This window comes from Ilyobacter sp. (assembly GCF_041583315.1).
Lineage (GTDB): Bacteria > Fusobacteriota > Fusobacteriia > Fusobacteriales > Fusobacteriaceae > Ilyobacter.
Map to the genome: position 1 here is coordinate 1 of NZ_JBFHGC010000442.1, position 2455 is coordinate 2455.

2 protein-coding genes are annotated in these 2455 nt (G+C 37.7%); both read left to right on the top strand.

Annotation, left to right across the window (positions count from 1 at the left end):
• Positions 1-1468, top strand: a 1468-nt coding sequence (thrS, locus tag ABZA26_RS12655; protein ID WP_372714874.1) for a threonine--tRNA ligase, incomplete at its 5' end; no start/stop codon positions are given.
• Positions 1469-1807: 339 nt separating this feature from the next.
• Positions 1808-2455 (top strand): ROK family protein (locus ABZA26_RS12660; RefSeq protein ID WP_372714875.1); only part of this gene is annotated, 648 nt, incomplete at its 3' end.

Sequence of the window (2455 nt, forward strand, 5' to 3'; positions counted from 1 at the left end):
GGAAAATTACAAGGTGGAAATAATAAAGGACATCGCAAAGGGAGAGATGCTTTCTTTCTATAAGCAGGGTGACTTTATGGATCTTTGCAGGGGACCTCACGTACCTTCTACAAAATATATGAAAGCCTTTAAGCTAAAATCCCTAGCAGGGGCTTACTGGAGAGGTGACTCTAAGAATAAGATGCTCCAGAGAATATACGGATTCGCATTCTCTGATGAAAAGAGGCTAAAAGACCATCTGAATTTTCTAGAGGAAGCAGAAAAGAGAGATCACAGAAAGATAGGAAAAGAACTGGGTCTATTCTTCATGAGTGAGTACGGACCAGGATTTCCTTTCTTTATGCCAAAGGGTATGACTATAAGAAACATCTTGATTGACCTGTGGAGAAGAGAGCACACTAAGGCAGGATATCAGCAGATAATGACTCCTATCATGCTTAATAAAGAACTGTGGGAAACATCAGGTCACTGGTTCAACTACAGAGAGAATATGTATACATCTGAGATAGATGATACAGAATTTGCCATAAAGCCTATGAACTGCCCTGGTGGAGTACTGGCTTACAAACAGGAGATGCACTCGTACAAGGATCTTCCAATAAGAGCCGGAGAACTGGGTACAGTACACAGACATGAGTTTTCAGGAGCTCTTCACGGACTTATGAGAGTAAGATCATTTACCCAGGACGATGCACATATTTTCATGACTCCTGAGCAGATAGAGGACGAGATTATAGGGGTAATAGAACTTATAGACAAGTTTTACAGCGGTCTTTTCGGATTTGAATACAATATAGAGCTTTCTACAAAGCCTGAAAAGGCAATAGGTTCTGATGAGATATGGGAAAAGGCAGAATCTGCACTAGAAGGTGCCATGAAAAGACTCGGAAAAGAGTACAAGGTTAATCCTGGAGATGGTGCATTCTACGGTCCGAAGCTTGACTTTAAGATCAAGGATGCCATAGGAAGAACTTGGCAGTGCGGAACTATCCAGCTTGATTTCAACCTTCCAGATAGATTTGATATAAACTATATCGGAGAAGACGGAGAAAAGCACAGACCTGTAATGATACACAGGGTTGTATACGGGTCTATAGAAAGATTTATAGGGATACTTATAGAGCACTATGCAGGGGCCTTCCCTCTGTGGATAGCACCTACACAGGTAAAAATCCTCACAATAAATGATGAGGTAGTTCCTTATGCAAAAGAGATAATGGCTCAACTTCAAGAGGAAGAGATAAGGACAGAGCTAGACAGCAGAACAGAGAGTATAGGATACAAGATAAGAGAAGCCAACGGAAAGTTTAAGGTACCTGTACAGGTAATCTTAGGAAAAGAAGAGGTTGCCAACAGAGAGGTAAATGTAAGAAGATTCGGTTCCAAAGATCAGGAATCTATGAAACTAGATGACTTTATAAAGATGATAAAAGAGGAATCTAAAATCAAATTTTATCAAGGGAAATAGATAAAGGTATAATATTTACAGCTTGGCCGGGACGAAAATCCCGGCTTTTTATATGGTTATTTATTTTGACTATCAGCGGTAATGGTTTAAAAAAGTATTTTTTTAATAGAGTTAACTAATTATATGAGTTATAATCCCTATGTAAGAAAGGCTCGGCAGACAATTAATTTCTAAAGTTAATAAATACAGAGGAAAATGCAAAAAGAACGACGGTTTAATATTGTTCTATTCAAACTTGGTGTATATAATTAAATCAAAGAAAGTTGATTTTAGTTATTATGTTTTAAAATGATTTTGTGATTTTTATGTTTGTTGAGATTGGTTTAGAAAGGATATTCTATGAAAATAAAGGGAAATAATTATCCTGTGAAGGGAAGCAGTATATCCAATGTACTGGAAATAGTGAGGTCTGAAGGAAGGGTCTCCAGGGTACAGATATCAGAAAAACTGGGACTGACTCCAGCCAGTATATCTAAATTGACCAAAAAATTGATCGAAAAGAAGTTTATCGAGGAAGAGAGAATAGAGAAACGGGTAAATGGTGCAGGGAGACCTCAGATTCTTCTGAAATTAAACTCTCAGGCGGGATATATTTTGGGAGTATATATGGCTCCCCAAAAGATAGATATAATTTTGGCAGACTTAAGTCTTTCTATACTGAAAAAAAATTCCAAACCGATAGAAAAAATGGACAAAAAAAATATAATGAAACAGCTCTTTTCCATTATAGATGACACTATTTCAGAGGTGGACAGGGATAAGGTTTTCGGTATAGGGGTGGCAATGAACGGAATGGTGGATTCTGAAAACGGAATATCTATATTTTCGCCTCACTATGACTGGGATAATTTCGATCTGGGAAAAGTTATAGAGAAAAAATATAGGTTAAAGGTTCTCGTGGACAACGATGTAAGAGCTATGGCCTTAGGTGAAATGAAATTCGGAGTGGCAGAGGGTCAAAACGACTTTGTGCTGATAAATATAGAA